At 65.5% G+C, this 25,404-nt stretch carries 32 protein-coding genes; 24 read left to right on the top strand and 8 right to left on the bottom strand.

Going from position 1 to position 25,404, the window contains the following annotated elements; genetic code table 11:
* Nucleotides 1-9: 9 nt before the first annotated feature.
* Together L8F45_RS14250 and L8F45_RS14245 are read right to left on the bottom strand one after the other, a co-directional pair.
* Nucleotides 10-447, bottom strand: a complete 438-nt coding sequence (locus L8F45_RS14250; RefSeq protein WP_342358545.1) for a nuclear transport factor 2 family protein — start codon at nucleotides 445-447, stop codon at nucleotides 10-12.
* A 6-nt stretch (nucleotides 448-453) separates the two neighbouring features.
* A complete protein-coding gene (locus L8F45_RS14245; protein ID WP_342358544.1) occupies nucleotides 454-1,371 on the bottom strand; it encodes an NAD-dependent epimerase/dehydratase family protein in 918 nt (305 codons plus the stop codon).
* Between the two features lie 400 nt (nucleotides 1,372-1,771).
* Here L8F45_RS14245 and L8F45_RS14240 point away from each other — a divergent pair, with 400 nt between their 5' ends.
* Nucleotides 1,772-2,488 (top strand): flagellar biosynthesis protein FlhF, encoded by a 717-nt coding sequence (locus L8F45_RS14240; RefSeq protein WP_342358543.1) that lies wholly within the window; start codon nucleotides 1,772-1,774, stop codon nucleotides 2,486-2,488.
* Entirely contained in the window at nucleotides 2,433-3,686 is a 1,254-nt protein-coding gene (locus L8F45_RS14235) for a DNA-packaging protein (protein ID WP_342358542.1), read from the top strand. Before L8F45_RS14240 ends, L8F45_RS14235 begins: the two co-directional genes overlap by 56 nt.
* Here the strand turns inward: L8F45_RS14235 and L8F45_RS14230 are convergent.
* On the bottom strand, nucleotides 3,673-4,050 hold the full coding sequence (locus L8F45_RS14230) for a nuclear transport factor 2 family protein (RefSeq protein ID WP_342358541.1): 378 nt from the start codon (nucleotides 4,048-4,050) through the stop codon (nucleotides 3,673-3,675). The two genes, L8F45_RS14235 and L8F45_RS14230, sit on opposite strands and share 14 nt — an antisense overlap.
* Nucleotides 4,051-4,149: 99 nt before the next feature.
* Between L8F45_RS14230 and L8F45_RS14225 the strand changes: the two genes are divergently transcribed.
* The 5 genes from L8F45_RS14225 to L8F45_RS14205 are packed head-to-tail and all read left to right on the top strand — an operon-like array spanning nucleotide 4,150 to nucleotide 7,606.
* Nucleotides 4,150-5,325, top strand: coding sequence for a phage portal protein (locus tag L8F45_RS14225; RefSeq protein WP_342358540.1), 1,176 nt, complete (start codon nucleotides 4,150-4,152; stop codon nucleotides 5,323-5,325).
* 10 nt (nucleotides 5,326-5,335) lie between these two features.
* Nucleotides 5,336-5,575 (top strand): hypothetical protein, encoded by a 240-nt coding sequence (locus tag L8F45_RS14220; protein ID WP_342358539.1) that lies wholly within the window; start codon nucleotides 5,336-5,338, stop codon nucleotides 5,573-5,575.
* A 56-nt stretch (nucleotides 5,576-5,631) separates the two neighbouring features.
* Nucleotides 5,632-5,787, top strand: coding sequence for a hypothetical protein (locus L8F45_RS14215; RefSeq protein ID WP_342358538.1), 156 nt, complete (start codon nucleotides 5,632-5,634; stop codon nucleotides 5,785-5,787).
* Nucleotides 5,784-6,359, top strand: a complete 576-nt coding sequence (locus tag L8F45_RS14210; protein ID WP_342358537.1) for an HK97 family phage prohead protease — start codon at nucleotides 5,784-5,786, stop codon at nucleotides 6,357-6,359. The genes L8F45_RS14215 and L8F45_RS14210 overlap by 4 nt, the downstream gene beginning before the upstream one ends.
* Nucleotides 6,356-7,606, top strand: a complete 1,251-nt coding sequence (locus L8F45_RS14205; RefSeq protein WP_342358536.1) for a phage major capsid protein — start codon at nucleotides 6,356-6,358, stop codon at nucleotides 7,604-7,606. Before L8F45_RS14210 ends, L8F45_RS14205 begins: the two co-directional genes overlap by 4 nt.
* A gap of 119 nt (nucleotides 7,607-7,725) precedes the next feature.
* On the opposite strand, the gene L8F45_RS14200 is transcribed toward L8F45_RS14205, so the two are convergent.
* Nucleotides 7,726-8,586, bottom strand: coding sequence for a S1 family peptidase (locus L8F45_RS14200; protein WP_342358535.1), 861 nt, complete (start codon nucleotides 8,584-8,586; stop codon nucleotides 7,726-7,728).
* Between the two features lie 51 nt (nucleotides 8,587-8,637).
* Nucleotides 8,638-9,390: a trypsin-like serine protease gene (locus tag L8F45_RS14195; protein ID WP_342358534.1), complete on the bottom strand. Its 753-nt coding sequence runs from the start codon at nucleotides 9,388-9,390 to the stop codon at nucleotides 8,638-8,640.
* On the opposite strand from L8F45_RS14195, the gene L8F45_RS14190 reads away from it, so the two are divergent.
* From L8F45_RS14190 to L8F45_RS14130, 13 genes are all read left to right on the top strand, one after another.
* Nucleotides 9,389-9,961: a head-tail connector protein gene (locus tag L8F45_RS14190; protein WP_342358533.1), complete on the top strand. Its 573-nt coding sequence runs from the start codon at nucleotides 9,389-9,391 to the stop codon at nucleotides 9,959-9,961. The genes L8F45_RS14195 and L8F45_RS14190 overlap by 2 nt on opposite strands.
* 2 nt (nucleotides 9,962-9,963) lie before the next feature.
* Nucleotides 9,964-10,317, top strand: a complete 354-nt coding sequence (locus L8F45_RS14185; protein WP_342358532.1) for a phage head closure protein — start codon at nucleotides 9,964-9,966, stop codon at nucleotides 10,315-10,317.
* Nucleotides 10,314-10,721, top strand: coding sequence for a DUF3168 domain-containing protein (locus tag L8F45_RS14180; protein WP_342358531.1), 408 nt, complete (start codon nucleotides 10,314-10,316; stop codon nucleotides 10,719-10,721). The genes L8F45_RS14185 and L8F45_RS14180 overlap by 4 nt, the downstream gene beginning before the upstream one ends.
* A gap of 12 nt (nucleotides 10,722-10,733) precedes the next feature.
* Nucleotides 10,734-11,144, top strand: a complete 411-nt coding sequence (locus tag L8F45_RS14175) for a phage major tail protein, TP901-1 family (RefSeq protein WP_342358530.1) — start codon at nucleotides 10,734-10,736, stop codon at nucleotides 11,142-11,144.
* Nucleotide 11,145: 1 nt separating this feature from the next.
* On the top strand, nucleotides 11,146-11,478 hold the full coding sequence (locus tag L8F45_RS14170) for a gene transfer agent family protein (protein WP_342358529.1): 333 nt from the start codon (nucleotides 11,146-11,148) through the stop codon (nucleotides 11,476-11,478).
* 41 nt (nucleotides 11,479-11,519) lie between these two features.
* Entirely contained in the window at nucleotides 11,520-11,696 is a 177-nt protein-coding gene (locus L8F45_RS14165; protein ID WP_342358528.1) for a phage tail assembly chaperone, read from the top strand.
* Complete coding sequence (locus L8F45_RS14160; RefSeq protein ID WP_342358527.1) at nucleotides 11,686-12,264, top strand: phage tail tape measure protein; 579 nt, start codon at nucleotides 11,686-11,688, stop codon at nucleotides 12,262-12,264. Before L8F45_RS14165 ends, L8F45_RS14160 begins: the two co-directional genes overlap by 11 nt.
* A gap of 7 nt (nucleotides 12,265-12,271) precedes the next feature.
* Nucleotides 12,272-12,913, top strand: coding sequence for a phage distal tail protein, Rcc01695 family (locus L8F45_RS14155; RefSeq protein WP_342358526.1), 642 nt, complete (start codon nucleotides 12,272-12,274; stop codon nucleotides 12,911-12,913).
* A gap of 2 nt (nucleotides 12,914-12,915) precedes the next feature.
* The gene (locus L8F45_RS14150) at nucleotides 12,916-13,797 is read left to right on the top strand and encodes a DUF2163 domain-containing protein (protein ID WP_342358525.1); all 882 of its coding nucleotides are present in this window, start codon (nucleotides 12,916-12,918) and stop codon (nucleotides 13,795-13,797) included.
* On the top strand, nucleotides 13,794-14,234 hold the full coding sequence (locus L8F45_RS14145; protein WP_342358524.1) for an NlpC/P60 family protein: 441 nt from the start codon (nucleotides 13,794-13,796) through the stop codon (nucleotides 14,232-14,234). The genes L8F45_RS14150 and L8F45_RS14145 overlap by 4 nt, the downstream gene beginning before the upstream one ends.
* On the top strand, nucleotides 14,234-18,142 hold the full coding sequence (locus tag L8F45_RS14140) for a baseplate multidomain protein megatron (protein ID WP_342358523.1): 3,909 nt from the start codon (nucleotides 14,234-14,236) through the stop codon (nucleotides 18,140-18,142). The genes L8F45_RS14145 and L8F45_RS14140 overlap by 1 nt, the downstream gene beginning before the upstream one ends.
* A 354-nt stretch (nucleotides 18,143-18,496) precedes the next feature.
* Complete coding sequence (locus L8F45_RS14135; RefSeq protein WP_342358522.1) at nucleotides 18,497-19,084, top strand: M15 family metallopeptidase; 588 nt, start codon at nucleotides 18,497-18,499, stop codon at nucleotides 19,082-19,084.
* Complete coding sequence (locus L8F45_RS14130) at nucleotides 19,081-19,302, top strand: hypothetical protein (protein ID WP_342358521.1); 222 nt, start codon at nucleotides 19,081-19,083, stop codon at nucleotides 19,300-19,302. The genes L8F45_RS14135 and L8F45_RS14130 overlap by 4 nt, the downstream gene beginning before the upstream one ends.
* A gap of 20 nt (nucleotides 19,303-19,322) precedes the next feature.
* Here L8F45_RS14130 and L8F45_RS14125 read toward each other — a convergent pair whose 3' ends face one another.
* Nucleotides 19,323-21,431 carry a TonB-dependent receptor gene (locus tag L8F45_RS14125; protein WP_342358520.1) on the bottom strand — a complete coding sequence of 703 codons (2,109 nt, stop codon included), beginning with the start codon at nucleotides 21,429-21,431 and terminating at the stop codon, nucleotides 19,323-19,325.
* 382 nt (nucleotides 21,432-21,813) lie between these two features.
* On the opposite strand from L8F45_RS14125, the gene L8F45_RS14120 reads away from it, so the two are divergent.
* Genes L8F45_RS14120 through L8F45_RS14110 form a run of 3 tightly spaced genes read left to right on the top strand, consistent with a single transcriptional unit; the run spans nucleotide 21,814 to nucleotide 24,215 of the window.
* A complete protein-coding gene (locus tag L8F45_RS14120) occupies nucleotides 21,814-22,134 on the top strand; it encodes a PepSY domain-containing protein (RefSeq protein WP_342358519.1) in 321 nt (106 codons plus the stop codon).
* A 26-nt stretch (nucleotides 22,135-22,160) separates the two neighbouring features.
* Nucleotides 22,161-22,832, top strand: a complete 672-nt coding sequence (locus L8F45_RS14115) for a response regulator transcription factor (RefSeq protein ID WP_342358518.1) — start codon at nucleotides 22,161-22,163, stop codon at nucleotides 22,830-22,832.
* A 6-nt stretch (nucleotides 22,833-22,838) separates the two neighbouring features.
* Nucleotides 22,839-24,215 (top strand): ATP-binding protein, encoded by a 1,377-nt coding sequence (locus L8F45_RS14110; RefSeq protein WP_342358517.1) that lies wholly within the window; start codon nucleotides 22,839-22,841, stop codon nucleotides 24,213-24,215.
* Between the two features lie 9 nt (nucleotides 24,216-24,224).
* On the opposite strand, the gene vapC is transcribed toward L8F45_RS14110, so the two are convergent.
* Both vapC and vapB read right to left on the bottom strand, forming a co-directional pair.
* The gene (vapC, locus tag L8F45_RS14105) at nucleotides 24,225-24,623 is read right to left on the bottom strand and encodes a type II toxin-antitoxin system tRNA(fMet)-specific endonuclease VapC (protein ID WP_342358516.1); all 399 of its coding nucleotides are present in this window, start codon (nucleotides 24,621-24,623) and stop codon (nucleotides 24,225-24,227) included.
* Nucleotides 24,624-24,645: 22 nt separating this feature from the next.
* Entirely contained in the window at nucleotides 24,646-24,879 is a 234-nt protein-coding gene (gene vapB / locus L8F45_RS14100) for a type II toxin-antitoxin system VapB family antitoxin (RefSeq protein ID WP_342358515.1), read from the bottom strand.
* A gap of 161 nt (nucleotides 24,880-25,040) precedes the next feature.
* Here vapB and L8F45_RS14095 point away from each other — a divergent pair, with 161 nt between their 5' ends.
* On the top strand, nucleotides 25,041-25,403 hold the full coding sequence (locus tag L8F45_RS14095) for a hypothetical protein (protein WP_342358514.1): 363 nt from the start codon (nucleotides 25,041-25,043) through the stop codon (nucleotides 25,401-25,403).
* The last annotated feature ends 1 nt before the right edge of the window (nucleotide 25,404 follow it).

Below are 25,404 nucleotides of genomic sequence, written 5' to 3'. Positions count from 1 at the left end.
TCGCAGACCTTACGTCTTCTCAACATCAATCTCGAATGTCCGCACCGCATCAACAACAAGCTGGCGGCGCGAAAACAGCCAGCCGCTCCCCGCTCGCGCGAATTCATCGAGATAGCGGATCGTCATTTCATAGCAGAGATGGCGCTTCGCCTCTTCCGCGAAGAAGTGCCGCGCGATGCAATAGGTCTGCGCGTGCGCCGTATCGCCGGTGAAAGAGGGAACTTGGTTGAACACCGCATGGAACGTGCCGCGATAGCGCTCGCGCATCATCGGCGGCACGCCGCGCAACTGCTCGCGCCCGACGAAGCGCCCGCGCGGCGCCTCGAGCGCGCCGTCTTCGGTGAATTGCGCCGCGAAGAGATCGGCGTCGGCCGTATCGACCGCGAGCGCGTAATTTTCCGCGAGCCGCTTAAGATGCAACGCGTCGAGAAGTTCGCGCGACTCCATCGCCGCTCACGCCTTTGGATTACTTTGCGCGATCGCGATCGCTTCCTTTAGCGCGCGACCGGCGTCGTTCCGGCGATAACCGAGCAGCTTTGTCTCCGCCGGGTCGGGCTCGTAGGCGAGGGTGACGCCGCGGCCAGGGATGATGAAGGCGTCCGGCAGCAGCGGATGCTCGGCGTCGCGCATCTCCAACTGGTGCGGATTGCCGACCGCATCGAAGATCGACTGGAAATATTTTTGGAACGACCAGTTCTCGTCGCCGATGAGATAGGCCTTGCCGGATTCAGCGCGCACGAACGCGCCCGCGATCGCTTCCGATAGCGATTGCACCGACATGTAGTTCGTGCCGCCCGGCGGCGCGAAGAGCGGCGCGCTCTTTATGTCGCCCCTGGCGTAGGCGATCAACGTCTCGTAGCGCTTCGAGGCGAGGCCCGGAATGGCGCCGATGATCGAAGGCGGATTGAGCGTCGAGACGTTGAAATCCTTCGTCGCCAGCGCGCGCGATTTTTCGTCCGCCAGTTTGCGCGCGCGAACATAAGGATCCGTGTCGGCGAGATGCGGCATCACCTGATGGTAATAGCTGCCGATATGGACGACGCGCTTCACGCCGGCGTCGCGCGCCCGCGCGATGAAGGCGGGCACGCCTGCGATTTGCGTCTCGTTCCAGAAGGCGTGCTGATCGCTTCCGCGCGGGAGATGGCGGATGTCGTTTCCGGCCGCGAACAGGATCGCGTCATAGGGCGCAAGATCGGCTTCGCTGAAATCGCCCCTGACATAGTCGCCGATCACAACGGGGAATTTCGCCATCGGCGTTTCCGCGCCGGGCGGCCGGCGGGCGGCGAGAACGACCTCATGCCCCTCAGCCGCGAGATGGCCGGCGGCGTGGCCGCCGATCATGCCGGTTCCGCCAACGACGAGAATTTTCAAAGCCTTGCTCCCGATCAGGACAGGAGCGCACTCTTCGCCCGAAGGCCCGCCCGGCATCGTTCAGATCGACTAGCTGAGCGTCGCTCTAAAAAAAGATCAAAATCCTAGGAAAAAAGTCGTTGACAGCGTGACGATCCTCGGGTAGAGATAGGGCACGCTCAAGAATTGTGAGCGGACGAGACCAGCGCCGATCCGGCCCTCTCCGCTCTTTCCACGCCACAGGACATCCCATGCCGACCCCGCGCCCGCCGCGCGCGACTTCGCGCGCCTCAACGCCGTCTTCTTCCCTTCAGCGCACCGCCGCCCCGCAGCCGCGCAAGCCGAACACGCCCGACAACGCCGCCTCGGCCGATCGATCGCGCGCCGTCGCTGCGCACGCGGCCGCGCCGGAGCGCCGCTGATGGCGCGCGCGCCTTTCACGTTGCTGTCGCGCGAGACGGTCGCAGCCGCCAAAGAGCTTTATGAAGGCGGCGCGACGATCGCCGCGACGGCTGCAGGGGCGGGAATCTCGACAGTGTCGGTCTCGCGTTATGCCAAGCTTGAGGGATGGCGAAGACCGGGCGCCGGGAAAAAGAAGAAATCGATATCGAAAGACGCGAAAGCCCCGACAAAGGCCCTGCCGCAGCGCGCGTCTTTGAAACGCAGCGTCGCAGCAGCGACAAAACCCGCGTTGGGGGCCGCAGACAGGGCTGCGCCGAGCAAAGCGCGTGCCCGAAGCGAGATTGATGACGCGCCAACAGACCCAGGCGCGCGCCGCGCCGCGCTCATCGCGCGCCTGCATGCCGCCGTCGAACGGCAGGTGAGCGAAGTCGAGAAGCGGCTTGGCGCCCACGCCGACGATGTCTCCAGCGAACGTGAAGCGCGCGCGCTCGCTGTGCTGGTGCGGTTGCTGAAAGAACTCGATGAGCTGGAAGGCCCCGCGCCGCAGCAGCTTTCAGGCGCAGCCGCACGAGAGGACGAGGATGTCGAAGCCGCTGCACAGCGATACAGCGCGGAGCTTGCGCGCCTTATTGACAGTTTGCGCGAACGAAGGCGGGAGCACGCCGGAACTGATCCAGCGAATGCCACTCTGCCTGAAGACGGCGCTGAGCCGAAGCTGGGCCTTCCAGGGGCGTGACGATCAGCTTCCGCCTGAAGGCGATTGGACCATCTGGCTGATGCTCGGCGGGCGCGGCGCGGGCAAGACGCGCGCCGGCGCCGAATGGGTGAAGGCGCTGGCGCTGGGCTTGCCGCCTTTCGCGGAAAGGCCGGCATCTCCGATCGCGCTTGTGGGCGAGACGGCCGCCGATGTGCGCGAGGTGATGATCGACGGCGTCTCGGGCCTGCGCGCAATCCATGCGCGGGATCAGCGCCCCGCTTACGAAGCGACGCGCCGCCGCCTCGTCTGGCCGAATGGCGCCGTGGCGCAATGTTTTTCCGCGGAGGATCCCGATCAGTTGCGCGGGCCGCAATTCGCGGCGGCCTGGGCCGATGAGCTGGCGAAATGGCGTTACGCCGACGCGGCCTGGGACAATCTGCAGTTCGGGCTTCGCCTCGGAGACAAGCCGCGCGAGATGGTCACCACGACGCCGCGGCCGATCCCGCTGCTGAAGAAATTGATGAGCGATCCGCGCGTTGCGCTGACTCGCGCGAAAACCAGCGCCAATCAATGGTTTCTCGCGCCGGCCTTTCTCGATGCTGTGGTGTCGCGCTATGTCGGCACGCGCCTCGGCCGGCAGGAACTGGACGGCGAGATGATCGAGGAGTGCGAGGGCGCGCTGTTCTCGCGCGAGATGATCGAGCGTTCGCGCATCGACGCGGCGCCGTCGCTGGCGCGTATCGTGGTGGCGGTCGATCCGCCGGCGTCGTCGGGCAAGCGCGCCGACGCCTGCGGCATTGTCGCCGCCGGCGTCGATGCGCAGGGACATATTTTCGTGCTGGCGGATGAGACCGCGCAACGCGTGCGTCCATCCGAATGGGCGGAGCGCGCGCTGTCGCTCTATCGCAGGCTCGAAGCCGACGCTGTTGTCGCCGAGATCAACCAGGGCGGCGAGATGGTGATGGCGGTGCTGCGCGAAGCCGACGCCGGCGTTCCCGTGACGCCGGTGCGCGCGACGCGCGGAAAATATCTGCGCGCCGAGCCTGTCGCGCAGGCGATGGAACAGGGGCGCATCCGTTTTGTCGGCGCCTTTCCCGCGCTGGAGGACGAGATGTGCGATTTCTCCGCCGCCGGACTTTCATCCGGCCGTTCGCCCGATCGGCTCGACGCGTTTGTCTGGGCGGCATCGGCGCTGATGCGCGACGAGCGCTCAGGGCCGCGGATCAGGACGGTGTGATGAAGGTCTTGAGCTGCTGCGGATCGTAATAGAATTGTTCGCGATAGACCTTGTCGCCGCGCCATTCCTGGATGGAGAGTTCTTCGAGTCGCTTCATGCGGCCTTCCTCGTCTGTCATCTCGAAGATCCAGTTGATGACGACGAGATCGCCATCGAGCAGCGCATGTTTCGCCGGATGCGTCTTCATCTTGAATTTCGCCAGCGCCTGCCGCTCGCGCTCCATCAGATTGAGCCGGCCGACATGCGGCGGGTTCTGGTTCTCCTGCATGGAGGCGTCGTCATGATAAAATCGTTCGATGGCGCCAACATGGTCGCCGCTTTCGACCGCGGCGATGAAATCTCTGAGCCTGTCCTTCGTGGGCATGCGCGTTCCTCGCAAGTGAATTCTTGAATCGAAGCATAGGCTTCTCCTCGCATGCGCTCAACCGCGGCGAGACGATCGATGAAATGGATCCGGTGATCGATGGCGTCTCTCTTTCAAAGATGGTTCGCGCGCGGCCGCGCGCCGGAGATCAAGGAGTCGCGGACTGCGCCGCTGATCGCCTTCTACGATCACGGCCGGCCGCGCTGGACGCCGCGCGATTATGCCGCGCTGGCGCGCGAGGGCTATCAGCGCAATGCGATCGCCTTTCGCTGCGTGCGGCTGGTGGCGGAAGCGGTCGCCGCCGCGCCTGTGCTGCTGTTTGATGGGCGGCGCGAGCTCGACGAGCATCCGTTCCTCTCGCTGATGGCGGCGCCCAATGCGCGTGACGCCGGCGCGGCCTTCATCGAGGCGCTGACCTCGCATCTGCTCGTCGCCGGCAACGCCTATGTCGAGAGCGTGCTGATCGGGGATGCGCCACGCGAGCTTTATGCGCTGCGGCCGGATCGCATGCGCGTCGTGCCGGGCGCCAACGGCTGGGCCGACGCCTATGACTATACCGTGGGTTCGGAGACCGTGCGCTTCCGCCAGGATCGCGCGCCGCTTCCGCCGATCCTGCATCTCAACTTCTTTCATCCGCTTGACGATCATTATGGCCTTGCGCCGATGGAGGCGGCGGCCGTCGCGCTCGATATTCACAACGCGGCCGGACAATGGAACAAGGCGCTGCTCGACAATGCGGCGCGTCCATCCGGCGCGCTTGTCTACGCCGCCGGCGATCACGCGCAGATGTCGGACGCGCAATTCGCGCGGTTGAAGAACGAGCTCGAAGAGAATTTTCAGGGAACGGCGAATGCAGGCCGGCCGCTGCTGCTCGAAGGCGGGCTCGACTGGAAGCCTCTGTCGCTGACGCCGAAGGATATGGATTTCATCGAGGCGAAGGCGGCGGCGGCGCGCGAGATTGCGCTCGCTTTCGGCGTGCCGCCGATGCTGGTTGGCCTGCCGGGCGATGCGACCTATGCGAATTATCAGGAGGCCAATCGCGCCTTCTGGCGCCAGACGGTGACGCCGCTTGCGCTGCGCGTTTATCGCGCGCTGCTGCAATGGCTGAAGCCCGCCTGGCGCGACGGCGCGGGTTTGCGCGTCGACATCGATCTCGATGCGATCTCCGCGCTCTCCGACGAGAGAAAAGCGTTGTGGGATCGCGTTCTCTCGGCCGGCGGCGTGCTGACCGAAGACGAGCAGCGCGCCGCGCTGGGATATGGAGCGAAGAGTTAAGGAGCATCGCATGGACGTGTTGCAAACGATCGTCGACGCGATCGTCGAGAATGGCGATCTCGCTCATCTCGCGCTGGCTCTGTGGGCGTTGGCTGCGTCCGGCCTCTGCTTCGCGCTGATGCGCGCGCTCAGCCTCGCCAATCGCGAACTGGCGGCCGCCGCGCATGAGGTGTCGACCGCCAACACCCATGTGAAGGATTTCGTGCGCGAGCTCGCGCGTTTCAATCGCGAAAACGCTGCGAAGGCATAGAGCGCATCCACGCAATCGCATTGCGCCGCTGTTATTTTCACAACCTGGAGACGATCATGAAGAAGCCTGCGCGTTCCTCCGCGCCGCGCTCGCGCGCGCCCGTGCGTTCCGACCAGACGATCCGCTCGTTTTTCCAGACCATCGCGCGCATGAGCGACAAGCCGCCGCGTCGCGCGGCGGCGTCGCGCCCGCCGAAGACGGAGCAGGCATGACAAGAGCGCCGGACAACAGAACTGCGCCCGAATTCAAGCCGCTTCGTCATGGGTTTCGTACGTCCGGCGATGACGGTCTGATCGAGGGTTACGCCAGCCTGTTCGGCGAGATCGACATGTCGAACGATCTTGTCGAGGCGGGCGCTTTCCGCGACTCGCTGAAAAAGCGCGGGCCGGATGGCGTGCGCATGCTCTGGCAGCATGACGCAAAGGAGCCGATTGGCGCCTGGCTGTCGATTGCGGAGGACGGGCGCGGGCTCTTCGTGCGCGGCCGGCTCGATCCGGGCGTGCAGCGCGCGCAGGAAGTGTTTTCGCTGATCGCGAACGGCGCGGTCGATGGCCTCTCCATTGGCTTCAAGGCCGAACGCGCCACGAAAGATGCGCGCGGGGGTTCACGCCGCCTGACCAAAATCGACCTCTGGGAAATCTCAATCGTGACTTTTCCCATGCTCAACGGGGCGCGCGTGTCCGCCGTCGCGCATGACGCCTCGTCATCCCAGGGCGAGGCCGCGCTGGCGGCGAAAATCCGCCGTGCGGCGGCGCTCTTCAACACTGCAAGGAGACCTTTATGACCGAAATCGCATCGCCTGAAACCAAGGCCGTGACGCGCGACCTCGATCGCGCCTTCGATGAATTCCGCCGCGGCTTCGAAGCCTACAAGGCCGAGAATGAGGAGCGGATGTCGCAGATGGAGAAGCGCGGCTCTGCCGATGTCGTGACGACGGAGAAATCGGCGCGCATCGAGGATTTCCTCGATCGCCAGCAGAAGCGCATCGACGAGATGCTGCTGAAGCAGGCGCGTCCCCGCTTCGGCGCCGACAACCGCTCCGCGGAAAATCATCTCGATCGCGAGCACAAGCAGGCTTTCGAGACCTATGTGCGCGCCGGCGAATTCTCCGGACTGAAAGCGATCGAGCAGAAGGCGCTCTCCGCGGGCTCCGGCCCCGATGGCGGCTATCTCGCGCCTGCCAATGTCGAGGACGAGGTGATGCGCCGTCTCTCCATGCTGTCGCCGATCCGCGGCATTGCGTCGGTGCGCAGCGTCTCGGTCGGAACCTACAAGAAGGCGTTCTCGACGGCAGGCGCCGCGTCCGGCTGGGTCGCTGAGACGGCGGCGCGTCCGCAGACCAACACGCCGACGCTCGCCGAGATGAGCTTCCCGACGATGGAGCTCTACGCCATGCCGGCGGCGACGCAGACCATTCTCGATGACGCCGCGCTGAATATCGACAGTTGGCTCGCCGACGAGGTCGAGACGGCTTTCGCCGAGCAGGAGAGCGCGGCTTTGGTGAATGGTTCGGGAACGAGCCAGCCCAAGGGCTTTCTCAACTACACCAAGGTTGCGAACGGCTCCTGGAGCTGGGGCAATATCGGCTATCTCGCGACCGGCGTCGCCGGCGGATTCTCCGCCACCAATCCGTCCGACCAACTTGTTGATCTCATCTACGCGCTGAAAGGCCCGTTCCGTCAGAACGGTTCATTCGTGATGAATCGCAAGACGCAGGCCGCGGTGCGCAAGTTCAAGGCGTCGACCGGCGAATATCTCTGGACGCCGCCGGCCGCCGTCGGCCAACCCGCTCTGCTCATGGGCTTCCCTGTCGTTGAAGTGGAGGAGATGCCCGACATCGCGACGGCTTCCTATTCCGTCGCCTTCGGCGATTTCCGCCGCGGCTATCTCATCGTCGATCGCATCGGGCTGCGCATCCTGCGCGATCCCTATTCAGCGAAACCCTACGTGCTGTTCTATACGACGAAGCGCGTCGGCGGCGGCGTGCAGGATTTCGACGCGATCAAGCTGTTGAAGTTCGATGTGAGCTGAGCGTCAGCGCCCCTCCGTCCCCGGTCTCCATTCCGTTCGGCTCCCGCCTTCGCGAAGCAAAAGCTTCGCTTCGGCGTGGCGGGTCGCCTCACTTCATGGAACCGGGGATGAGCGAGCGCTTAGCGCGAGCTGTCGCGCGTCAGGTCGGGAAAGGCCGCGCCGATCGAAGGCGTTGCGCGTCGCGCCGCATTGGCGACGCGCGGCGCGGTCGCCATCGTCTCGTTCGATGCGCGAAGCTCGGCGCCGGCGGCGTTGATCCAGCGCGTATGCTCGCTGACTTCGGTCGCCATGGTCAGCCCGCCGCAGGAGCTCTTCGCGCCGGGCGCGCCGGAGGACCAGCTCACGATGCCGACGACGCTCGTTGCGTCAGGCCCGTAGAGCGGGCCGCCGGAATCGCCGCGGCAGCCGCCGAGCCCCACGATCGCCTCATCGGCGGTGCCGCCGATCGCGGCGATCATCCTGTTGTCGCGCCAGTTGAGCGCCCGCGCCCGCATCGGCGCTTCGCGCAGCGTGCCGGCCCTGCCGGAGCCCGCGCTGCCGCGCGCGCCGCCGATGCCGAAGCCGGACAGCGTAAGGTCGCCGGCGTCGCCGAAGCGCGCGATCGGCGCCGGGCTCATGTCGGCCGGCGCCGGCTGCGCGAGGCGGATGAGCGCGAGATCGGCGCCCTCCGCATCGATCGGCCGGTCGGCGTAGCGGAAACTCGGATGCACGGTCGCGGCGGCGACGCTGAGAAAACGCGGCTTCATCGCGCCATCGAGCGCGACCACGGAGCGCACGCGATTGCGCGTGAGGCAATGGGCGGCCGTCAGCACGAGGTCGCGCTCGACCAGCACGCCGGTGCAAAGGCCGCGCTGCAGGACGATGGCGACCGTATGCCGACGCGATCCCGAGGGATCGGTGGCGGCCGGCGCGCCGACCACGGCGAGCGCCGGAGCGGCGAGGGCGGCCGACATCGCCGCCGCAAGGAGAATGCGCTTCATGCGCCTGAGTCTAGCCTGATCTGTGGCGCAGTCGAGGCGGGGAGGCGGCCTCTATTCCCATTGCGCTTGCGCGCCCCATTGCGAGAGCGTGCTGTCGATCCATTGGCGCTGCGGGCCGACGAGCACGCCCTGCGCCGGGCCGCGGCATCCGCTCGCGCCTGTGGTGCCGCCCCAGGCGATGATGGCGGCGAGGCGGCCGCTCGCATCGAGCATTGCGCCGCCGGAATCGCCGGGACAGATGCCGGCGCTAGACGACGACGTCCACAGCAGGATTTCGCTGGGCCCATAGGGCGCGGCGGCGGAGAAATTGGCGCGGCGCATGACGCCCGCGCTTTTCGGATCCTTGCGGCTGGTCGGGCCGAAGCCGAGCGCGGTGACGCGATCGCCGGGCTCGATGCGGCCATTGGCCGCGAGCGACACGCCCGAGAATTGCGAGGGAAGATTCTCGGCCAGCCGCACGAGGCCGAGATCGATCGAGCGCTTTCGCTTCTGCACGGCGTCGGCGACGTAATTCGGATGGATGGCGACGCTGGTCGCGCCGCGCATCACCGGCTGGCCGCCCTCGCCCGGCCAATAGACGCGCATGTCGCGGCCGCCGGCGAGACAATGGCCGGCGGTGATCAGCGTGCGCGGGTCAATGACCAGCGCGCTGCAGAAGCTGCCGCCCTCGTTGAGGATCATCACCGCCTGCGAGGCTGAGGCCGCATCGGCCGCGCCGCCATCGAGCGCGCGCGCCGGCGGGGCGAACAACGTTGCGGCTGACGCGGCGATCGCAAGACATTTCGACAGTAGAGACCAGGACATGAATGCGACCCTGCTGGAAGGACCCGCGGCCGAGCCGGTTTCGCTCGCCGAGGTGAAAGCTCTGTTGCGGCTGTCTTCTTCCGACGAAGACGGCCTGATTGGCAAACTGATTTCGGCTGCGCGGCTGACCATCGAGGCGGCGAGCGGCTGCGAACTGATTTCGCAGCGCTGGCGCGTGACGCTGGATTGCTGGCCGCGCGACGGAATCGTGCGTCTGCCATTGAAGCCGATCATCTCCTGCGACGCGGTGCGCGTCTGGTCCGATGCGACGGCGAATGCGACGCTTGGCGCCGATGCGCTCTATGTCGACGCCTTCGCATCGCCGCCACGCCTCGTTCTGCTGAATGCGCCGCCGGCGCCGGGTCGCGCGACGTCGGGAATCGAGATCGATCTCACGGTCGGATTTGGCGCCGCTGCAGGCGATGTTCCCGCCGGCCTGCGCCAGGCGATCGCCTTGCTCGCGGCGCGCTGGTTCGAACGCCGCGGCGATGACGCGTCGGAGAAGGGCGAGCAACCGCTGCCGCCGGAGGTCGTCGCGCTCGTCGCGCCCTATCGCAGCGTGAGGATCTGATCATGACGCGCACGCTTTTTGCGCGCCTGAAGCGGCTGCCGGTCGGCGCCATGCGCCATCGCGTCGCGATCGAGGCGCCGGTCGATATCGCTGACGGCGCCGGCGGCCTGACGCGCAGCTATGAAACCATCGACACGGTGTGGGCGGCGATCGAGACGCTCGAGGCCGACGCGGCGCTGACCGATAATCGCGCCGGTGCGCGCTTCTCCTACCGCATCACCATGCGCTGGCGCGCCGACATCGACAATTCGCGCCGGTTGCGCTTCGAGGATCGCGTCTTCGTCATCCGCGCCGTGTCGGACGCCGATGGCAAGCGCCGCCGTCTCTCCGTTCTCGCCGACGAGGACGCGCCATGACGCAGCCGCTTCTCGCCTTGCAGGCTGCTATTGTCGCGACGCTGAACGGCGACGCCGAACTCGTCGCGCTGCTCGGCGGCGCCAAAACCTATGAGCAGGCGCCGGCCGCGACGATCTATCCCTGGATCGCCTTCGAGGAGATGCGCGCGCGCGACAACAGCGTTTCGGATTTTCCCGGACATGAGCTGCGCGTCTCGCTGCTCTGCGTGTCGCGTCAGCCGGGATCGGCGGAGGCGCTGACGATCGCGGCGCGCGTGGTCGAACTGCTCGATGACGCCAATCTCACGCTTGACGGCCATCGCCTCATCCATCTCGCCGCGACGTCGGTCGATCTCATCCGCGCCGGCAAGGACCCCGTTCGCAAGGCGCGGATTTCGCTGCGCGCCGTCACCGAAACCATCTGACCGGAGATATCCATGGCCGCCCAGAAGGGAAAAGATCTGCTGCTGAAGCTCGACGACGGAACCGGCGCCTTCATCTCCGTCGCCGGCCTGCGCACGCGGCAATTGTCGTTCAACGCGCAGACCGTCGACGTCACCCATGCAGAATCCGTCGGGCGCTGGCGCGAATTGCTCGCGGGCGCCGGCGTCAAACGCGCCTCGATCACCGGCTCCGGCGTGTTCAAGGACGATGCGTCGGACGCGCAGGTGCGAACCTTGTTCTTCGATGATGTGATCCGCGTCTGGCAGATCACCATTCCCGATTTCGGCCGCATCGAAGGGCCGTTCCAGATCACATCGCTCGAATATCGTGGCGAACATGCGGGCGAGGCGACCTTCGAGCTGGCGCTCGAATCCGCGGGGCAGCTTGCGTTTGCGGCGATCTGACATGGCGAATTGTCATCGCGGGGAAGTCGACTGCGAGATCGGCGGCCGGAGATTTCGACTGTGCCTGACGCTTGGCGCGCTGGCGGAGATCGAATCCGCATTCGCAGTCGAGGGGCTTGCTGCGCTGGGCGAACGGTTGTCGTCGGGAAAGCTCGGGGCGAAGGACTTCATCGCGATCCTGGGCGCCGCCGCGCGCGGCGGCGGCGAGCGAATTGAGGATCGTGAACTCGCCGCATTGAATATCGCGCGCGAGTTGCCTCTCGTCATCGATGCGGTCGCGAAGCTGCTGCGCCTCGCTTTCGCCGACGAGGCGGCGCCTGAAAACCCTCTCTAGCCGCAGGCGCCGCGCCGGCCGCTTTCCCCTGGCGGGAGGCGATGGCGTTCGGTTTCGGTGTGCTGCGGCTTTCGTCTTTTGAATTCTGGTCGATGAGTCCGCGCGAACTCGCCGCTGCGGCGCGCGGAATTTTCGGCGACGCACAGCGCGCCATGCGCCGCGATGAGCTTGCGGCGCTGATCGCGCTCTATCCCGACAAGGAGACCGATGATGGCTGACGATGATACTGACGAAAGCCTCTCATCTTCGCTGAAGACGGCGCGCGCGCTTAAATCGACGACGGATGCGCTGGGGAAAAGCATCAGCAACGCGTTTGCGCGCGGCATCGTCGACGGCAGGCGTTTCGAGGACGTGTTGCGCTCGATCGGCGAGCGTATGGTGTCGTTCGGTCTGCGGCTCGCCTTCAAGCCTGTCGAAAGTGCGCTGCAGGGCGCGCTCGGTTCGCTTGTCTCTGGCGTGTTCGGGGGAACGACGACTGCGAGCGCACTGGGCAATGTCTTTCAGTCCGGGCAGGTGAGGCCCTTTGCGGCTGGCGGCGTTGTGGCGCAGCCGACCTATTTTCCCTTGAATGGCGGCCTCGGTCTCATGGGCGAGCGCGGCGCCGAAGCGGTGATGCCGCTCGCGCGCGGCTCCGACGGGCGTCTCGGCGTGCGCGGCGACGCCGGCGGTTCCACCGCGATCACCGTCAATATCGCGACGCAGGACGCCGACAGTTTCCGCCGCTCGCAGGCGCAGATCGCAGGCGCATTGGCGCGCGCGGTTGCGCGCGGCCGTCGCTCGGTGTGAGGACGCGATGCCTTCCGATTTTCACGAGATCAGGTTTCCGCTCGACATTGCGCTCGGCAGTCAGGGCGGCCCGGAGCGCCGCACCGAGATCGTCACGCTCGGCTCCGGACGCGAGGAGCGCAACACGCGCTGGGCTCATTCGCGACGGCGCTATGATGCCGGCTATGGCGTGAAGACGCTCGATGCGCTGCATGACGTCATCGCTTTCTTCGAGGAGAGGCGAGGGCGTCTGTACGGATTTCGCTGGCGCGACCGCGCCGACTGGAAATCCTGCGCGCCCTCGCAAAGCGTGTCGCCGCTCGATCAGGCGATCGGAATGGGCGACGGCGCGATCGCGAGCTTCCAGCTCGTCAAACGTTATGGCGCGGCGCACGCGCCCTATGACAGGCCGATCAGGAAGCCGGCCGCGGGAAGCGTGCGCGTCGCCGTGAATGGCGTCGAGCGCGCTTCGTCGGATTTCTCCGTCGATACGACAACGGGAGTCGTGACTTTCATTTCGGGCGCCATTCCCGCGTCCGGCGCCGCTATCACAGCCGGCTTCACGTTCGATACCCCGGTCAGGTTCGAGGATGATCAATTGACGATCGATTTCTCCGCCTTTGACGCCGGCGTCATTCCGAAGATTCCCTTGATCGAGATCATCGTCTGACCATGCGCGCTCTTTCCTCTTCTTTTGTGGCTGCGGCGAGCGGCGGCGCGACGACGCTCGCGCGCTGCTGGAAGCTGACGCGGCGCGACGGCGTCGTGCTCGGCTTCACCGATCATGATCGCGATCTCACCTTCGATGGCGTGACCTTCGCCGCGCGCACGGGCGCGCAGGCGTCGGAGACGGAGTCGCATTTCGATTTCGCGGTCGGCGGCGGCGAGGTGGCCGGCGCGCTGTCGTCGGACGGTCTCTCCGAGATCGATCTCGCGAAAGGGCTCTGGGACAAGGCGCGCATCGAGGTCTTCGCCGTCGATTGGACCAATCCGGCGGCGCGTCTGCTCCTCGATGAAGGCGTCGTTGGCGAAGTCAGGCGGCAGGATTCCGCCTATGTCACCGAGATGCGCGCGCTTGCGCATCAACTCGATGAGGAGCGCGGCCGCCTCTTCGCGGCGCGTTGCCCGGCCGCCCTCGGAGATTCGCGCTGCCGCGTCGATCTCGCGGGCTGGCGCGTGACGGGAACTGTAAGCGCGACCGACGGTCAATCCTATCTCCGCGCCGCTGCGTTGACGTCATTCGCCAGCGGCGTGTTTCGAGCTGGGTCGCTGAAATGGACCTCGGGCGCCAATGCGAATCTCACGCAGGATGTGCGCGATCATTCGCAGGGCGAAGGCTCCCTGCTGCTCTGGAGCGCGCCGCCGCGGCCGATTGCGATCGGCGACGCGTTCATCGCGACGGCGGGCTGCGACAAGCAATTCTCCACATGCCGCGATCGCTTCGGCAACGCCGTCAATTTCCGCGGTTTTCCCCACATTCCCGGCAACGACGTGTTGATGCGCGTCGCGCGCGACGGCGAGCCCAACATGGATGGCGGGAGCTTGTTCCAGTGACGGAGCTTTCGCGCGCCGTCCTTGTCGCAGAGGCGCGCCGCTGGATCGGCACGCCTTACGCGCATCAGGCGTCGCTCATTCATGTCGGCTGCGATTGCCTTGGCCTTGTGCGCGGCGTCTGGCGCGGCGTGATCGGCGCGGAGCCTGAGGCGATGACGCCTTATGCGCCGGCCTGGTCGCTGTCTTCCTCGCGCGAGACGCTGCTCGATGCGGCGAGGCGTCATCTCGTCGAAATCGCTTCTCGATACGCGCGCGAAGGCGATGTGCTGCTGTTTCGCTGGCGCGACGGATTGCCCGCGGCGCATGCGGCGATTCTCGCTGCGTCACAGTCGTTTATTCACGCCCATGACGGCGCGGCGGTGGCGGAAGTTCATTTCTCGCAGTGGTGGCGGCGTCATCTCGTCGCCGCCTTTTCCTTCCCCGGAGCGACAGGCTGATGGCGACGCTCGTTCTGCAACTCGCCGGCGCCGCGCTTGGCAATGCGATCGGCGGCCCAATCGGCGCCATGGCCGGACGCGTTCTCGGCGCCGTGCTTGGCGCCTCGATCGACACGTCGCTCCTGCGCCGTCCCACTTCGAGTGAAGGGCCGCGCGTCACCGAGATGTCGGGGCTTGAATCGACCGAAGGCGCGTCGATCCCGCGCGTCTACGGCCGCGCCCGTATTGGCGGCGAATTGATCTGGGCGACGCGCTTCGAGGAGATCGTCAACGTCACGCGCTCCGGCGGCGGCGTCTTCGGCGGCAAGGGCGGATTGTTCGGCGGCGGCGCCTCGACGAGCACGACCTACAGCTATTTCGCCAATCTCGCGATCGGCCTCTGCGAAGGGCCGATCGCGTTCGTGCGCCGCGTCTGGGCCGATGGACAGTTGCTCGATTTGACGACGGTGACGATGCGCCTCCATCGCGGCGACGAATCGCAGGAGGCCGATCCGCTTGTTGTTGCGAAGGAAGGCGCGGCGAATGCGCCGGCCTATCGCGGCACGGCCTATGTCGTGTTCGAGCGGCTGCCGCTCGCCGATTTCGGCAATCGCATTCCGCAATTTTCTTTTGAAGTTGCGCGGCCCGTCGGTTCGCTCAACGCCATGGCGCGGGGCGTGAACCTGATCCCGGGCGCCGGCGAATTCGCCTATGAGACGACGCAGGTGTTTCGCGATGCGGGCGATGGCGTCTCGCGGCCGGAGAATGTCAATCAGCTTACGCATGCGGTCGATCTGCGCGCCTCGCTCGATCAGTTGCAGGCGCTGTGCCCCAACCTCGAAAGCGTGACGCTGATCGTGACCTGGTTCGGCGACGATCTGCGCGCCGGTCTTTGCAGCGTGAGGCCGAAGGTCGAGGTCGCGAACAAATTCACGACGCCTTTGTTCTGGAGCGTCAGCGGCGTGACGCGGTTCGACGCGCAGATTGTATCTGTTGTGAACGGCTTGCCGGCCTATGGCGGCACGCCGTCGGATCATTCGGTGCTCGCGGCGATCGCGGAGATCAGATCGTGCGGACTGAAGATCAATCTTCATCCGTTCATCATGATGGATATCGCGGCCGACAACGCGTTGCCAGATCCCTGGACCGGCGCCTCCGCGCAGCCTGCCTATCCCTGGCGCGGCGAGATCACGGTCGATCCCGCGCCGGGAGTTGGCGGCACGGTCGACGGCTCTTCGTCTGCTGCAACGCAGATCGCGTCTTTCGTGGGCTCTGCGGCGCCAGCGCATTTCGTCGCAAGCGACGGCGCCGTGATCTATTCCGGCCCTGATGAATGGACGTTGCGCCGGCTCGTGCTGCATTGCGCGATGCTGGCGGCGATCGCTGGCGGCGTCGACGCCTTCATTCTCTCATCCGAATTGCGCGGCCTGACGCGCGTGCGCGGCGCCGGCGGCTCGTTTCCGATGACGGATTCGCTCATCTCGATCGCGAATGACGTGCGTGCGATTCTCGGCGGCTCAACAAATATCACCTACGCCGCCGACTGGACGGAATATGGCGCTATCGTTCCCGCCGCGGGCGAATTGATCTTCCCGCTCGACGCGCTCTGGGCGTCAGCTGACATCGATATGGTCGGCATCAACTGGTATGTCCCGCTCTCCGACTGGCGCGACGGCGTCGGCCATGCTGATGCGCAGATTGCGAACAGTCCGGCGAATTTCGACTATCTCCGCAGCCGCGTCGCATCAGGCGAAGGTTATCACTGGTACTACGCTAATGACGGCGAGCGCGATGCGCAGATCAGGCGCGACATCACGGACGGCGCCTATGGCAAGCCGTGGGTCTATCGCGTCAAGGATCTCGCGAACTGGTGGTCGAATGCGCATGTCGCGCGATCGGGCAATGTCGAAACATTCGTCACGCCCTGGTCGCCGCAATCGAAACCGATCTGGCTGACGGAGGTCGGTTGCCCCGCCGTCGACAATGGCGCGAACGGGCCGAATGCGTTTCCCGATGTGAAGTCGGCGTCCGCCGCGCGGCCGCCTTTCTCCCATGGCGCGCGCGACGATCTCGTCGCCATGCGCGCCAATGCGGCGACGCTTGCCCATTTCGATCCCGCGCAACTCTTGTCGCCCGCCGACAATCCCGTGTCGCCGGTCTATGGCGGGCGCATGGTCGATGTCGCGCGAACGCATCTCTGGGCTTGGGACGCGCGGCCTTTTCCGGCTTTCCCGACTCTCGGAAAAGTCTGGGGCGACGCCGCGAATTACGAGACGGGCCACTGGCTCAACGGTCGTCTTGAAGGGGCTGCGCTCGATGATCTCGTGCGCGCCATAGCCGCTGATTTCGAGGTCGATGGAATTTCCTGCGAGGGGCTCGACGCGTTTGTCGACGGTTATGTCGTGGACAAACCGATGTCGCTCCGAAGCGCGCTGGAGCCGTTGGCCGGCCTCTATAATTTCGGATTGCGCGGCGGCGGTCTCTCTTTTGTCGGTGGACGGCGTTCGTCGGTGGCGTCATTTGCCGATGGCGATCTGGTTCCCGATCGCGACGGCAAGGCGGTCGAGAAGATTCGCGCGCAGGAGACGGAGCTTCCCGCGGAGACAACGATCGGCTTCGCCGACGCCGAAACCGACTATCGCCGCGCTGCGGCTTCGTCGCGGCGTCTGTCGGGCATGAGCAAGCGTCAGGCGCAGATGGATGTCGCGCTGACCGCGCGGCGCGCGGAGATGCAATTGCTTGCCGATGTCAGATTGCAGGAAGCGTGGACAGCGCGCGAGAGCGTGCGTTTCTCGGCGCCGCTCTCGCAATGGGCGCTGGAGGCGGGCGATCGCGTCACGCTCGTCGGCGCCGATTTTTCGCGCGTCTACGAAATTCAGCGCATCACCGATGGCGCCGCGCGGGCGATCGAGGCGCGCGCCATCGACGACATGGCGCGTGAACATCTGCCTGCGTTCGTGGAGCCGAGGCCCGCCGCGCCGCCTGCGATCCCGGGCGCCCCGCAGATTGTTGTTCTCGATCTTCCCATCGCGGCGGGCTCGCCGACTATTCTTCAATATGTCGCGGCCTTCGCCGATCCCTGGCCAGGTTCGCTGACGATCTGGCGCAAGAGTGGCGCTGATTTCGTCGCCGAGCGGCTCATTCCGGCGCGCGCGACGATGGGAAACTTGCTCGATGCGCTGCCGCCAGGGTTTCCCGCGCGCTGGGATCGCGGCTCGTCTTTCCGCGTCGAACTTCGCGGCGGAACGGTCGCGTCGATCGATGACGAGAACGCGCTTGCCAGCGGCAACGCGTTTGCGATCCGCAAACCCGATGGCGCATGGGAGATCATCATTGCGCAGGAAGCCGTGCTGGTCGCGTCGCGGACCTGGCGCCTGTCGCGGTTGCTGCGCGGTCTCGGCGGATCGGAAGAGGCGGCCGCGATCGAGGCGCCTGCGGGCGCGACGATCGTGCGATTGAACGGCGCGGTGACGGCGCTTGCGGATTCGCTCGATCGCATCGGCGTCGAGACGATCTATCGCATTGGCCCGTCGAAACTCGATCACGGCGATGCGCGCGTTGTCGAGATCGCGGCGACGGCGACGCCGCTTGCGCTGAAACCTTATTCGCCTGTTGGCGCGCGCGCGGCGCGAAGCGTCGATGGCATGACGGTAAGCTTCACCAGGCGGTCGCGCATCGATGGCGACGCCTGGGAGACTCTGGAAATTCCTCTTGGCGAGGATAGCGAGCGCTATGAGCTCGACATTCTCGACGGTTTTGGAGGGGTGAAGCGCACGCTGTCCGCGACAGCGCCATCCATTCTCTATGCGGCGGCTGATGAAATCGCCGATTTTGGCGCGCCGCAGACTTCGCTTGCGATCTCTCTTTCACAGGTGAGCGCGGTTGTCGGTCGCGGCTTTCCGCTACGCGCGACGTTGGCGGTGGCCTGAAGCGCTGCTCTTTCCCGTCCCCGGAGCGGTGAAGCGAAACGAAGTGAAGCGGAACCGTGTCCGGGGTCCAGCGAACAACTTCTGCGCCGAAGGCGCAGTCTCAATTTCTTTCAAAGATGCGCTCGCTCCGCTTCGCAGAGTCTCTTGCTGGACCCCGGTCTCCCTTTCGCTCGCTCAAGCTCGCTGCAGGGAACCGGGGATGGAGAGAGCTTTATCCTCAAACACTGAAGCTCTCTTCGTCCCCGGAACGGTGGAGCGGAACGAAGTGAAGCGGAACCGTGTCCGGGGTCCAGCGAACAATTTCTGCGCCGAAGGCGCAGCCTGAATTTTTTCAACTCAAACGGAAACATCACGATGCCTGCATGGCCTTCGCAATCACCGTCGGCGATGAATGAGTTCTATGGCGATCCGGACTCCGGCCGCGACGGCCGCGCCGATCCCGCCTGGATGAGCGCCAACCTCGTGCGCGTGAAGCCGCCCTACCGCATGCGCTGGTCATGGGGCGGTGAGGTCGCGACGCTGACCGTCCACAAGAAATGCGCGGAGTCGCTGCTGCGCGTGCTCGACGGCGTCGCGAAGCATTATGGCTCGCAGGACGCAATCGAGCAGGCGCGCATGCATCTCTGCGGCGGCGCCTTCAATTTCCGTCTGAAGCGCGGCGGCTCGACTCTGTCGATCCATTCCTGGGGCGCCGCGATCGATCTCGATCCCGAGCGCAACGCCTTCGGCCGCCGTTATCGCACCAGCCTCGGCATGATGCCGCAGCCGGTCGTCGAACTCTTCGCCGCCGAAGGCTGGGAGTGGGGCGGCCTGTGGTCGAAGCCGGACGCGATGCATTTCCAGGCCGCGAAGGTCGGCGCCGCGGCGAAGCCGCAGCCCGCGCCGACGGGCCGCGGCGCGAGACTCATTGAACAGGTTTTTTCAGCAAGGAGCACCCCATGAACGATATGAAGACCCTCTGGCAATCAAAGACCTTCTGGGCCGGCGCGATCGGCTTCGGCGCCTCGCTCGCCGGCCTTGTCGGCGTGAAGATCAACGCCGCCGACGCGGCCCAGCTCGCGGACGTGGCGCCCCTGATCGTGACGAACGTCACCAGCGCCGCCGGCGTCGTCTTCCGCATCCTGGCGGACTCGAAGATCGGATCGGCGAAGAGCGGCTAGCTCCCGGCCGTTCAATCCGGTCAGAACTTCACGCTCACGAACAATCGTCCGCCGCGTCCGGGCATGACAACGTCGTCCTTGCGGAACGAGGTCGCGTTGCGGATCGTTTCGTTGAGCAGGTTGGTTCCCGATACGCCGATGGTGAGTTCGGCGCCTTTCGGCAATCCTGCCTGTCGCAGTGACGTGGTGTAATTAATCTCCGCATTGAGAAGATTGTAGCCCGGCGTGGGCGTATCGTTCTCGCCGGGCCGGTTCTGCGCGTAGGCGTGCAGGAGACTCACGCGCGCGAACCATGTTTCGCTTCTGAAATAGGCGCCGCCGCCAAATCGCTGCGGCGGGATGCGCGGAACATTTCCGCCGTCGGTGAAGCGCGCGCGCACGATATCGTACTGGCCTTCGACGCCGACGAAGCCGCCGCCGATCTCCCGGAGATCATATTGCGTTCGCGCTTCAGCGCCGGTGAAGGTCGCGTTGCGCTGGCTGTAGACGATCTGCTGAAAATCATCCTCGATGCCGCAACTCGCGAAATCATCGCCGCAGCGAACGCCAGTGGCGCGCTTGTAGATGAAGCCGTCATAGCGCGTGTGATAAATCGTTCCGTCGAAACGCCATGGGCCGGCCGCGCGGCGCAGGCCGAGTTCGATGGTCTTCGCCGTCTCCTTCTTGAGATTGGGATCGCCGATCTCGAACGTCCCGGGCGCATCATGGGCGCCGCGCGAGAACAGTTCCGGCGCGCGGGGCGCGCGCTCGACATATTGGCCGGTCAGGCTGGCGGTGAAGCCGAACGGAATATCCTGCTGCAGGCCGAGACTCGCGCTGAAGGGAGTGAATCGACGCGTGCGCGGATCGTCGACCGGATCGCCCGAGGCGCCGAGGAGATCGGCGGGGAAGATCGCGGCGGTTCCGCCCACCCGCGCATGCTCCAGGCGCAGCGCTGTTTGCAGGCGCGTGGCGGGAAGAAGGCTGAGTTCGCCGAAGGCGTAGGCGGCGAGTGTCGTTGTCGTCGCTGGCGCAAGCAGGCTTCCCGCGTCGCCGGCCGTGCCGATTGACTGGCGGCCGGCCTGCACGCCGAGCGCGCTCACCCACCGGCCGAGCGGCGTATCGATCGCCTTGAACTGACTTTCGACGCGCGCTTCAATTTCGCGATTGCGGAAAATCGCGCCGGTGTCGAAACCGCCGGCGTCATTGATGTTCTCTTCCCGGTGCTTGTAGAACGAGCCGCCGATCCAGAAGCGCAGCGCGTCGACGCCGCCCGCGTCGATCCGGTATTCGCCCTTGCTCGTGATTTTCGTCTGTTCGAGATCAATGCGCGTCCGGTTTGTTGGCGCGTCGGCGCCGGGAATGCCGTAGAGGCTGGTGAAATGCGAGATCGCGGCGCCGACATAACCGCCGGGAAAAAACCAGGAGCCGCCGAGCGACTGGCCTTCGGAGCGGACGAAGCTGTTGAGCTGCGTGCCGCCGGGAATGCGATAGTCGCTGGCGCTGCGCTTATAGATGTCGGCATGCGCGACGAAGTCGCCGCTGCGCGCGTCCATCAGCGTCGAAGCCTCATAACCCTTGTCGACTGACGAGACGCCGCCGCGCGTCACCGCGTGAAAGCCGGGATCGATGAGCGCGTCCGGGATGCGGTTGTTTTCGGCGCTGACCACGCCGCCGATCGCCTGCGATCCATAGCGCAAGGTGGCGGGGCCGCGGATGATTTCGATGCGCTGGGCCGCGAGCGGATCGATCGGCACGCCGTGGTCCTCGCCGAGGTCCGAGACGTCCTGCGAGCCGATCCCGTTCTCCTGGATGCGGACGCGGAAATTATCGAGGCCGCGAATGATCGGCCGGTTGGCGGCGCCGGGCGCGAAGCCGGAATTCGAGACGCCGGGGAGGGCGGAGAGCTGGTCCCCCAGCGTCCGCCCGCCATTGGTGATGATCTCGCGCTGGGTCAGGAACGTCACGGGCGCGAACGCTCGGTCGATGACCGTCAGCGCGCCGGGGCTTGCTGGCGCGGTCGAGCGTGGCGCGGCGATCGGGCTGTCCGCCGTCACGGTGATCTCCAGCGTTTCGCCTTGCGCCCGCGCGGCCGAGAGCAGGCCGGCGAGCGCGCAGCCCGCCAGCGCCCAACGCAATATTTCTTTCATCACAGAGTCCCCGATCGGCGCCGCGCGCAGCCGCAGCGTATAAGTGATGTTATACTGTTACATATTTTGGGCCGGGAATGGCAAGAGGATTTCCGCCGCCGCCTTCGAAGCAGGTTCTTCAGACAGGCGCGGGCGATGGATCACGCCGCATTTTGATTGAATCAATCAAAATGCGGGAACGTGATCGATTCCCATAGTTTGGAGTATGGCTTTCGCAGAGCGAATGCTCGCGTTCGTCTCGGAAAAACCGGTTTCACTTTTTCGCGCCATGCTCCAGGCGGTGGCGCGCGTCTTCACGCAAATCCCGATGATTTCACGCGCCTCCGCCGCTTTTCAAACATGAACTCTTGTTCAGTAGCGGTTCAGCCGCCCCCACGGCATCATGACCCCGATGCATCTCCCCACCGCGCTCCTGTTTTCCCTGTTGCTCCTTGCCGGCTGCGGCGGGCCGGCGCTCGCCCAGGCGCAGACCGAATGTCTGTCGTCCAACGCGACGCAGGAAGCCGTGGCGGAAAAGAAGGCCGTCGCTCCCAGCCAGGCCCTGCGCGCCGCCCGCAACCACGCGAGCGGCGAAACCTTGCGCGTCCGCCTCTGCCAACATAACGACCAGCTTGTGTATTGGGTGACGGTGCTTCAGCGCAGCGGCAAGGTCGGCCGGGTTCTGGTCGACGCCTCCGACGGGCACGTCATGGAGATGCGCTAGCCGCACAGGCGCGCCAGGAGGCTTGATTGCGCATTCTCGTCGTCGAGGACGAACGCGACCTCAACCGGCAGCTTGTCGCTGCGCTCGAGCAGGCCGGTTACGCCGTTGATTCGGCGATTGACGGCGAAGATGGCCAGTTCCTTGGCGAGACCGAACCTTACGACGCCATCGTGCTCGATCTTGGCCTGCCCAAGATCGACGGCGTCAGCGTGCTCAAGGCCTGGCGCAAGTCGGGCAAGAAGACGCCGGTGCTGATTCTCACCGCGCGCGATCGCTGGAGCGACAAGGTCGAGGCCTTTGACGTCGGCGCCGACGATTATGTCGCGAAACCGTTCCATATCGAGGAGGTGCTGGCGCGCCTGCGGGCGCTGCTCAGGCGCTCGGCCGGGCATGCGACGAACGAGCTCGAATGCGGTCCTGTGAGACTCGACGCGCGCGCCGGCCGCGTCACCGTCGACGGCCAGCCGATCAAGCTCACTTCGCACGAATTCCGGCTGCTCTCCTATCTCATGCATCATTCCGGCCGGGTGATCTCGCGCAACGAGATCGTCGAGCATCTCTATGATCAGGATTTCGATCGCGACTCGAACACGATCGAGGTGTTCGTCGGGCGCATCCGCCGCAAGCTTGGCGTCGACATCATCCAGACTGTGCGCGGGCTCGGCTACATCCTGAACCCGCCGGACGCGAAGGCGTAGCGGAGGATGACCGCGAAGCCTGCCGAAGGCGGAGCTTCCATTGCCACCCGCCTGTTCGCCTCGGCGGCGATTCTCTCCGCCGTCATTCTCTTCATCGCGGGAATCGTCCTCTCCACCATCTATCGCCGCACCACCGAGGCGGCGTTCGACGAGCGCCTCAACGTTTATCTGAAGGAGCTCGTCGGCGATCTCTCCGCGCCGACCGAACAGGAGCGCAACGAGCTCGGCAATCTCGGCGAGCCCAGATTCAATCTGCAGGGCTCGGGCTGGTACTGGGAGGTGACCAAGGCTGACGGCGGCACCTTCAAGGCGTCGCGCTCGTTGTTCGGACAATCGCTGCCGAAGCTCGGCGAGTCGGTGCCGCTTGAGCGTTTCCAGGCCTGGCGGCGCGGCTATGTCTCGCTCGCCGACGACAAGCGCCTGCGCATCATCGAGCGGCCGATCGATCTCGGCGAGGACGGGCAGTTCGAGATTTCCGTCGCCGCCGACGCGACGGAGGTCGAGGACGAGATCAAGGAATTCGAACTCGCGCTGGGCTTGACGTTTCTGCTGCTGGGCGTCGCGCTGGTCGGCTCGGCTTTGTTCCAGGTGACGTTCGGCCTGCGTCCGCTGACCGATCTGCGCCGCGCCGTGTCGCGCATTCGTGAAGGCGACGCCGAGCGCATCGAAGGCGATTATCCCCGCGACGTCGCGCCGCTCGCCGACGAGCTCAATCTCCTCATCGACGCTAACAGGGAGATTCTCGATCGCGCCCGCACGCAGGTCGGCAATCTCGCGCATGCGCTGAAGACGCCGCTCAGCGTGATGACGAATGAAGTCGATGCGGCGGGCGGCCCGCTCACCGAGAAGATCAACGAACAGGTGGGGCTGATGCGCCACCAGATCGACTATTATCTCAATCGCGCCCGCGCCGCCGCTCTTGCCGGCGCGCTCGGCGCCGCGACCGATGTGAAGCCGACGCTCGAAGGGCTCACGCGCGCTTTCTCCAAGATCTATCGCGAGCGCGATTTCGATCTCGAAACGCCGGAGGATTCGACCATTCGCTTTCGCGGCGAGAAGCAGGATTTCGAGGAGATGGTCGGCAATCTCATCGACAACGCCGGCAAATATTCAAAGCTGCAGGTGAAAGTGTCGATCGGCGTCGAGGAGGCGGGCGATCGCCGCCAGCTTGCGCTTGTCGTCGATGATGACGGGCCGGGATTGCCGCCGGACAAGCGCGACGGCGCGCTGCGCCGCGGCGAGCGCCTCGATGAGACCAAGCCGGGCTCAGGCCTTGGCCTTTCCATCGTGCGCGATCTCGCGGCCATGTATGGCGGTAAGGTGGAGTTCGAGACCGCGCCGCTCGGCGGGCTGAGAGCGCGCCTGTTGTTGCCGGCGGTGTGACGCGGCGAGCTACAGCCAGTTCTCGACGCGCAATCCGGGAATGCGGTCAAACTCACGCCTGTTGTTGGTGACGAGGATCAATCCTTCGCTTCGCGCATGCGCGCCGATGAGCAGATCATTGTTGCCGATTGGCGTTCCCGCGCGTTCGAGGTCGGCGCGAATTTGGCCGTAATGTTCAGCCGCGCTCGTTGTGAATGGAAAAATCTCCAACCTCCCGGCGAACTCTTCGAGCTTCCTTAGATTTTCTAAGCGTCGCGCCGATTTCTCAACGCCATAGCGCAACTCGCCGTAAGTGATCGATGAAATGCACATCTGCTCGGCGCTCGCGTTGAAGCGTTCGACGAGATGCATCGGCATCTCCTTGGTGACGTAGATGCAGATATTGGTGTCCAGCATGTAGCGCGACATCGCCGACGCTCGCTTGTCACCGTTACATCGGCTCCCGTTCTTGCGGCGGCGGATCAACTCGCTCGGTCATGAAGTCGTCGGACATCCGGTTCTCCGGGCGGAAAAAATCATCCCACCGATGCCCGACGGGGCTGATGAGCCGGTTCGCGCCGATCGCGATGATTTCCACCTCATGGACGCCCTCGGGGAAGGCGACGGCCTTGGGCAGCCTGACGGCCTGGGAGCGGTTGCTTTTAAAGACGGTCGAGCGGGCCATGATGCGCCCTCCACTTGTATATCCCACTGGGATATACATAGCTCCTCGCTTGATCCGTCTCAAGGCGACTCATTGACGAAAGTGCGAATGGAGTCCGCCGTTTGACGCCACCCTCATTTCGCCGCAAGGACCGGCGAAACGCGCGAGGCAGGCGGCGGGCGATGGGCGAGAACTGGCGCATTTTGAGCATTTCGATCGGTTTGGCGCTTGTCTTGGTCGGCTGCACGGGCGGCGGCGCGCCGCGCGCGGTCGCTGATCCCCCCGCCGGCGAACTCGACGACAGCGAGAAGGGCATGGCCGAGCAGGCGGTGCTCGACGCCGCGTCTTCCGGCTCGCCCCGACGCTGGACGGCCTCGCGGCCGGGCTTTTACGGCTATGTCGAGCCGGGCGCCCTGTCCGCCGGCGATGACGGGCCGTGCCGTGACTACGCCCATACGATCTTCATCGATGGGCGGCCAAAGCGCGAGACCGGGAAGGCCTGCCGGGTCGCCGGCGGCTCCTGGAAGATCATGCCGGCCAGCTAAT

It is taken from the genome of Terrirubrum flagellatum (assembly GCF_022059845.1).
In the GTDB taxonomy this organism is placed as follows: Bacteria; Pseudomonadota; Alphaproteobacteria; order Rhizobiales; family Beijerinckiaceae; genus Terrirubrum; species Terrirubrum flagellatum.
The sequence above is the reverse complement of the archived record's forward strand: the minus strand, read 5'-3'. Positions and strand labels throughout refer to the sequence as shown.

Coding starts and splice junctions, on each gene's coding strand:
- L8F45_RS14225 (WP_342358540.1), top strand. CDS start 4,150: ATGGCGTCTCTCTTTCAAAGATGGTTCGCGCGCGGCCGCGCGCCGGAG.
- L8F45_RS14250 (WP_342358545.1), bottom strand. CDS start 447: ATGGAGTCGCGCGAACTTCTCGACGCGTTGCATCTTAAGCGGCTCGCG.
- L8F45_RS14140 (WP_342358523.1), top strand. CDS start 14,234: ATGGCGACGCTCGTTCTGCAACTCGCCGGCGCCGCGCTTGGCAATGCG.
- L8F45_RS14220 (WP_342358539.1), top strand. CDS start 5,336: ATGGACGTGTTGCAAACGATCGTCGACGCGATCGTCGAGAATGGCGAT.
- L8F45_RS14230 (WP_342358541.1), bottom strand. CDS start 4,050: ATGCCCACGAAGGACAGGCTCAGAGATTTCATCGCCGCGGTCGAAAGC.
- L8F45_RS14170 (WP_342358529.1), top strand. CDS start 11,146: ATGGCGAATTGTCATCGCGGGGAAGTCGACTGCGAGATCGGCGGCCGG.
- L8F45_RS14125 (WP_342358520.1), bottom strand. CDS start 21,431: ATGAAAGAAATATTGCGTTGGGCGCTGGCGGGCTGCGCGCTCGCCGGC.
- L8F45_RS14135 (WP_342358522.1), top strand. CDS start 18,497: ATGCCTGCATGGCCTTCGCAATCACCGTCGGCGATGAATGAGTTCTAT.
- L8F45_RS14190 (WP_342358533.1), top strand. CDS start 9,389: ATGAATGCGACCCTGCTGGAAGGACCCGCGGCCGAGCCGGTTTCGCTC.
- L8F45_RS14215 (WP_342358538.1), top strand. CDS start 5,632: ATGAAGAAGCCTGCGCGTTCCTCCGCGCCGCGCTCGCGCGCGCCCGTG.
- L8F45_RS14240 (WP_342358543.1), top strand. CDS start 1,772: ATGGCGCGCGCGCCTTTCACGTTGCTGTCGCGCGAGACGGTCGCAGCC.
- L8F45_RS14205 (WP_342358536.1), top strand. CDS start 6,356: ATGACCGAAATCGCATCGCCTGAAACCAAGGCCGTGACGCGCGACCTC.
- L8F45_RS14110 (WP_342358517.1), top strand. CDS start 22,839: ATGACCGCGAAGCCTGCCGAAGGCGGAGCTTCCATTGCCACCCGCCTG.
- L8F45_RS14130 (WP_342358521.1), top strand. CDS start 19,081: ATGAACGATATGAAGACCCTCTGGCAATCAAAGACCTTCTGGGCCGGC.
- L8F45_RS14165 (WP_342358528.1), top strand. CDS start 11,520: ATGGCGTTCGGTTTCGGTGTGCTGCGGCTTTCGTCTTTTGAATTCTGG.
- L8F45_RS14235 (WP_342358542.1), top strand. CDS start 2,433: ATGCCACTCTGCCTGAAGACGGCGCTGAGCCGAAGCTGGGCCTTCCAG.
- L8F45_RS14195 (WP_342358534.1), bottom strand. CDS start 9,390: ATGTCCTGGTCTCTACTGTCGAAATGTCTTGCGATCGCCGCGTCAGCC.
- L8F45_RS14150 (WP_342358525.1), top strand. CDS start 12,916: ATGCGCGCTCTTTCCTCTTCTTTTGTGGCTGCGGCGAGCGGCGGCGCG.
- L8F45_RS14185 (WP_342358532.1), top strand. CDS start 9,964: ATGACGCGCACGCTTTTTGCGCGCCTGAAGCGGCTGCCGGTCGGCGCC.
- L8F45_RS14180 (WP_342358531.1), top strand. CDS start 10,314: ATGACGCAGCCGCTTCTCGCCTTGCAGGCTGCTATTGTCGCGACGCTG.
- L8F45_RS14160 (WP_342358527.1), top strand. CDS start 11,686: ATGATGGCTGACGATGATACTGACGAAAGCCTCTCATCTTCGCTGAAG.
- L8F45_RS14175 (WP_342358530.1), top strand. CDS start 10,734: ATGGCCGCCCAGAAGGGAAAAGATCTGCTGCTGAAGCTCGACGACGGA.
- L8F45_RS14120 (WP_342358519.1), top strand. CDS start 21,814: ATGACCCCGATGCATCTCCCCACCGCGCTCCTGTTTTCCCTGTTGCTC.
- L8F45_RS14200 (WP_342358535.1), bottom strand. CDS start 8,586: ATGAAGCGCATTCTCCTTGCGGCGGCGATGTCGGCCGCCCTCGCCGCT.
- vapC (WP_342358516.1), bottom strand. CDS start 24,623: ATGTCGCGCTACATGCTGGACACCAATATCTGCATCTACGTCACCAAG.
- L8F45_RS14210 (WP_342358537.1), top strand. CDS start 5,784: ATGACAAGAGCGCCGGACAACAGAACTGCGCCCGAATTCAAGCCGCTT.
- vapB (WP_342358515.1), bottom strand. CDS start 24,879: ATGGCCCGCTCGACCGTCTTTAAAAGCAACCGCTCCCAGGCCGTCAGG.
- L8F45_RS14155 (WP_342358526.1), top strand. CDS start 12,272: ATGCCTTCCGATTTTCACGAGATCAGGTTTCCGCTCGACATTGCGCTC.
- L8F45_RS14095 (WP_342358514.1), top strand. CDS start 25,041: ATGGGCGAGAACTGGCGCATTTTGAGCATTTCGATCGGTTTGGCGCTT.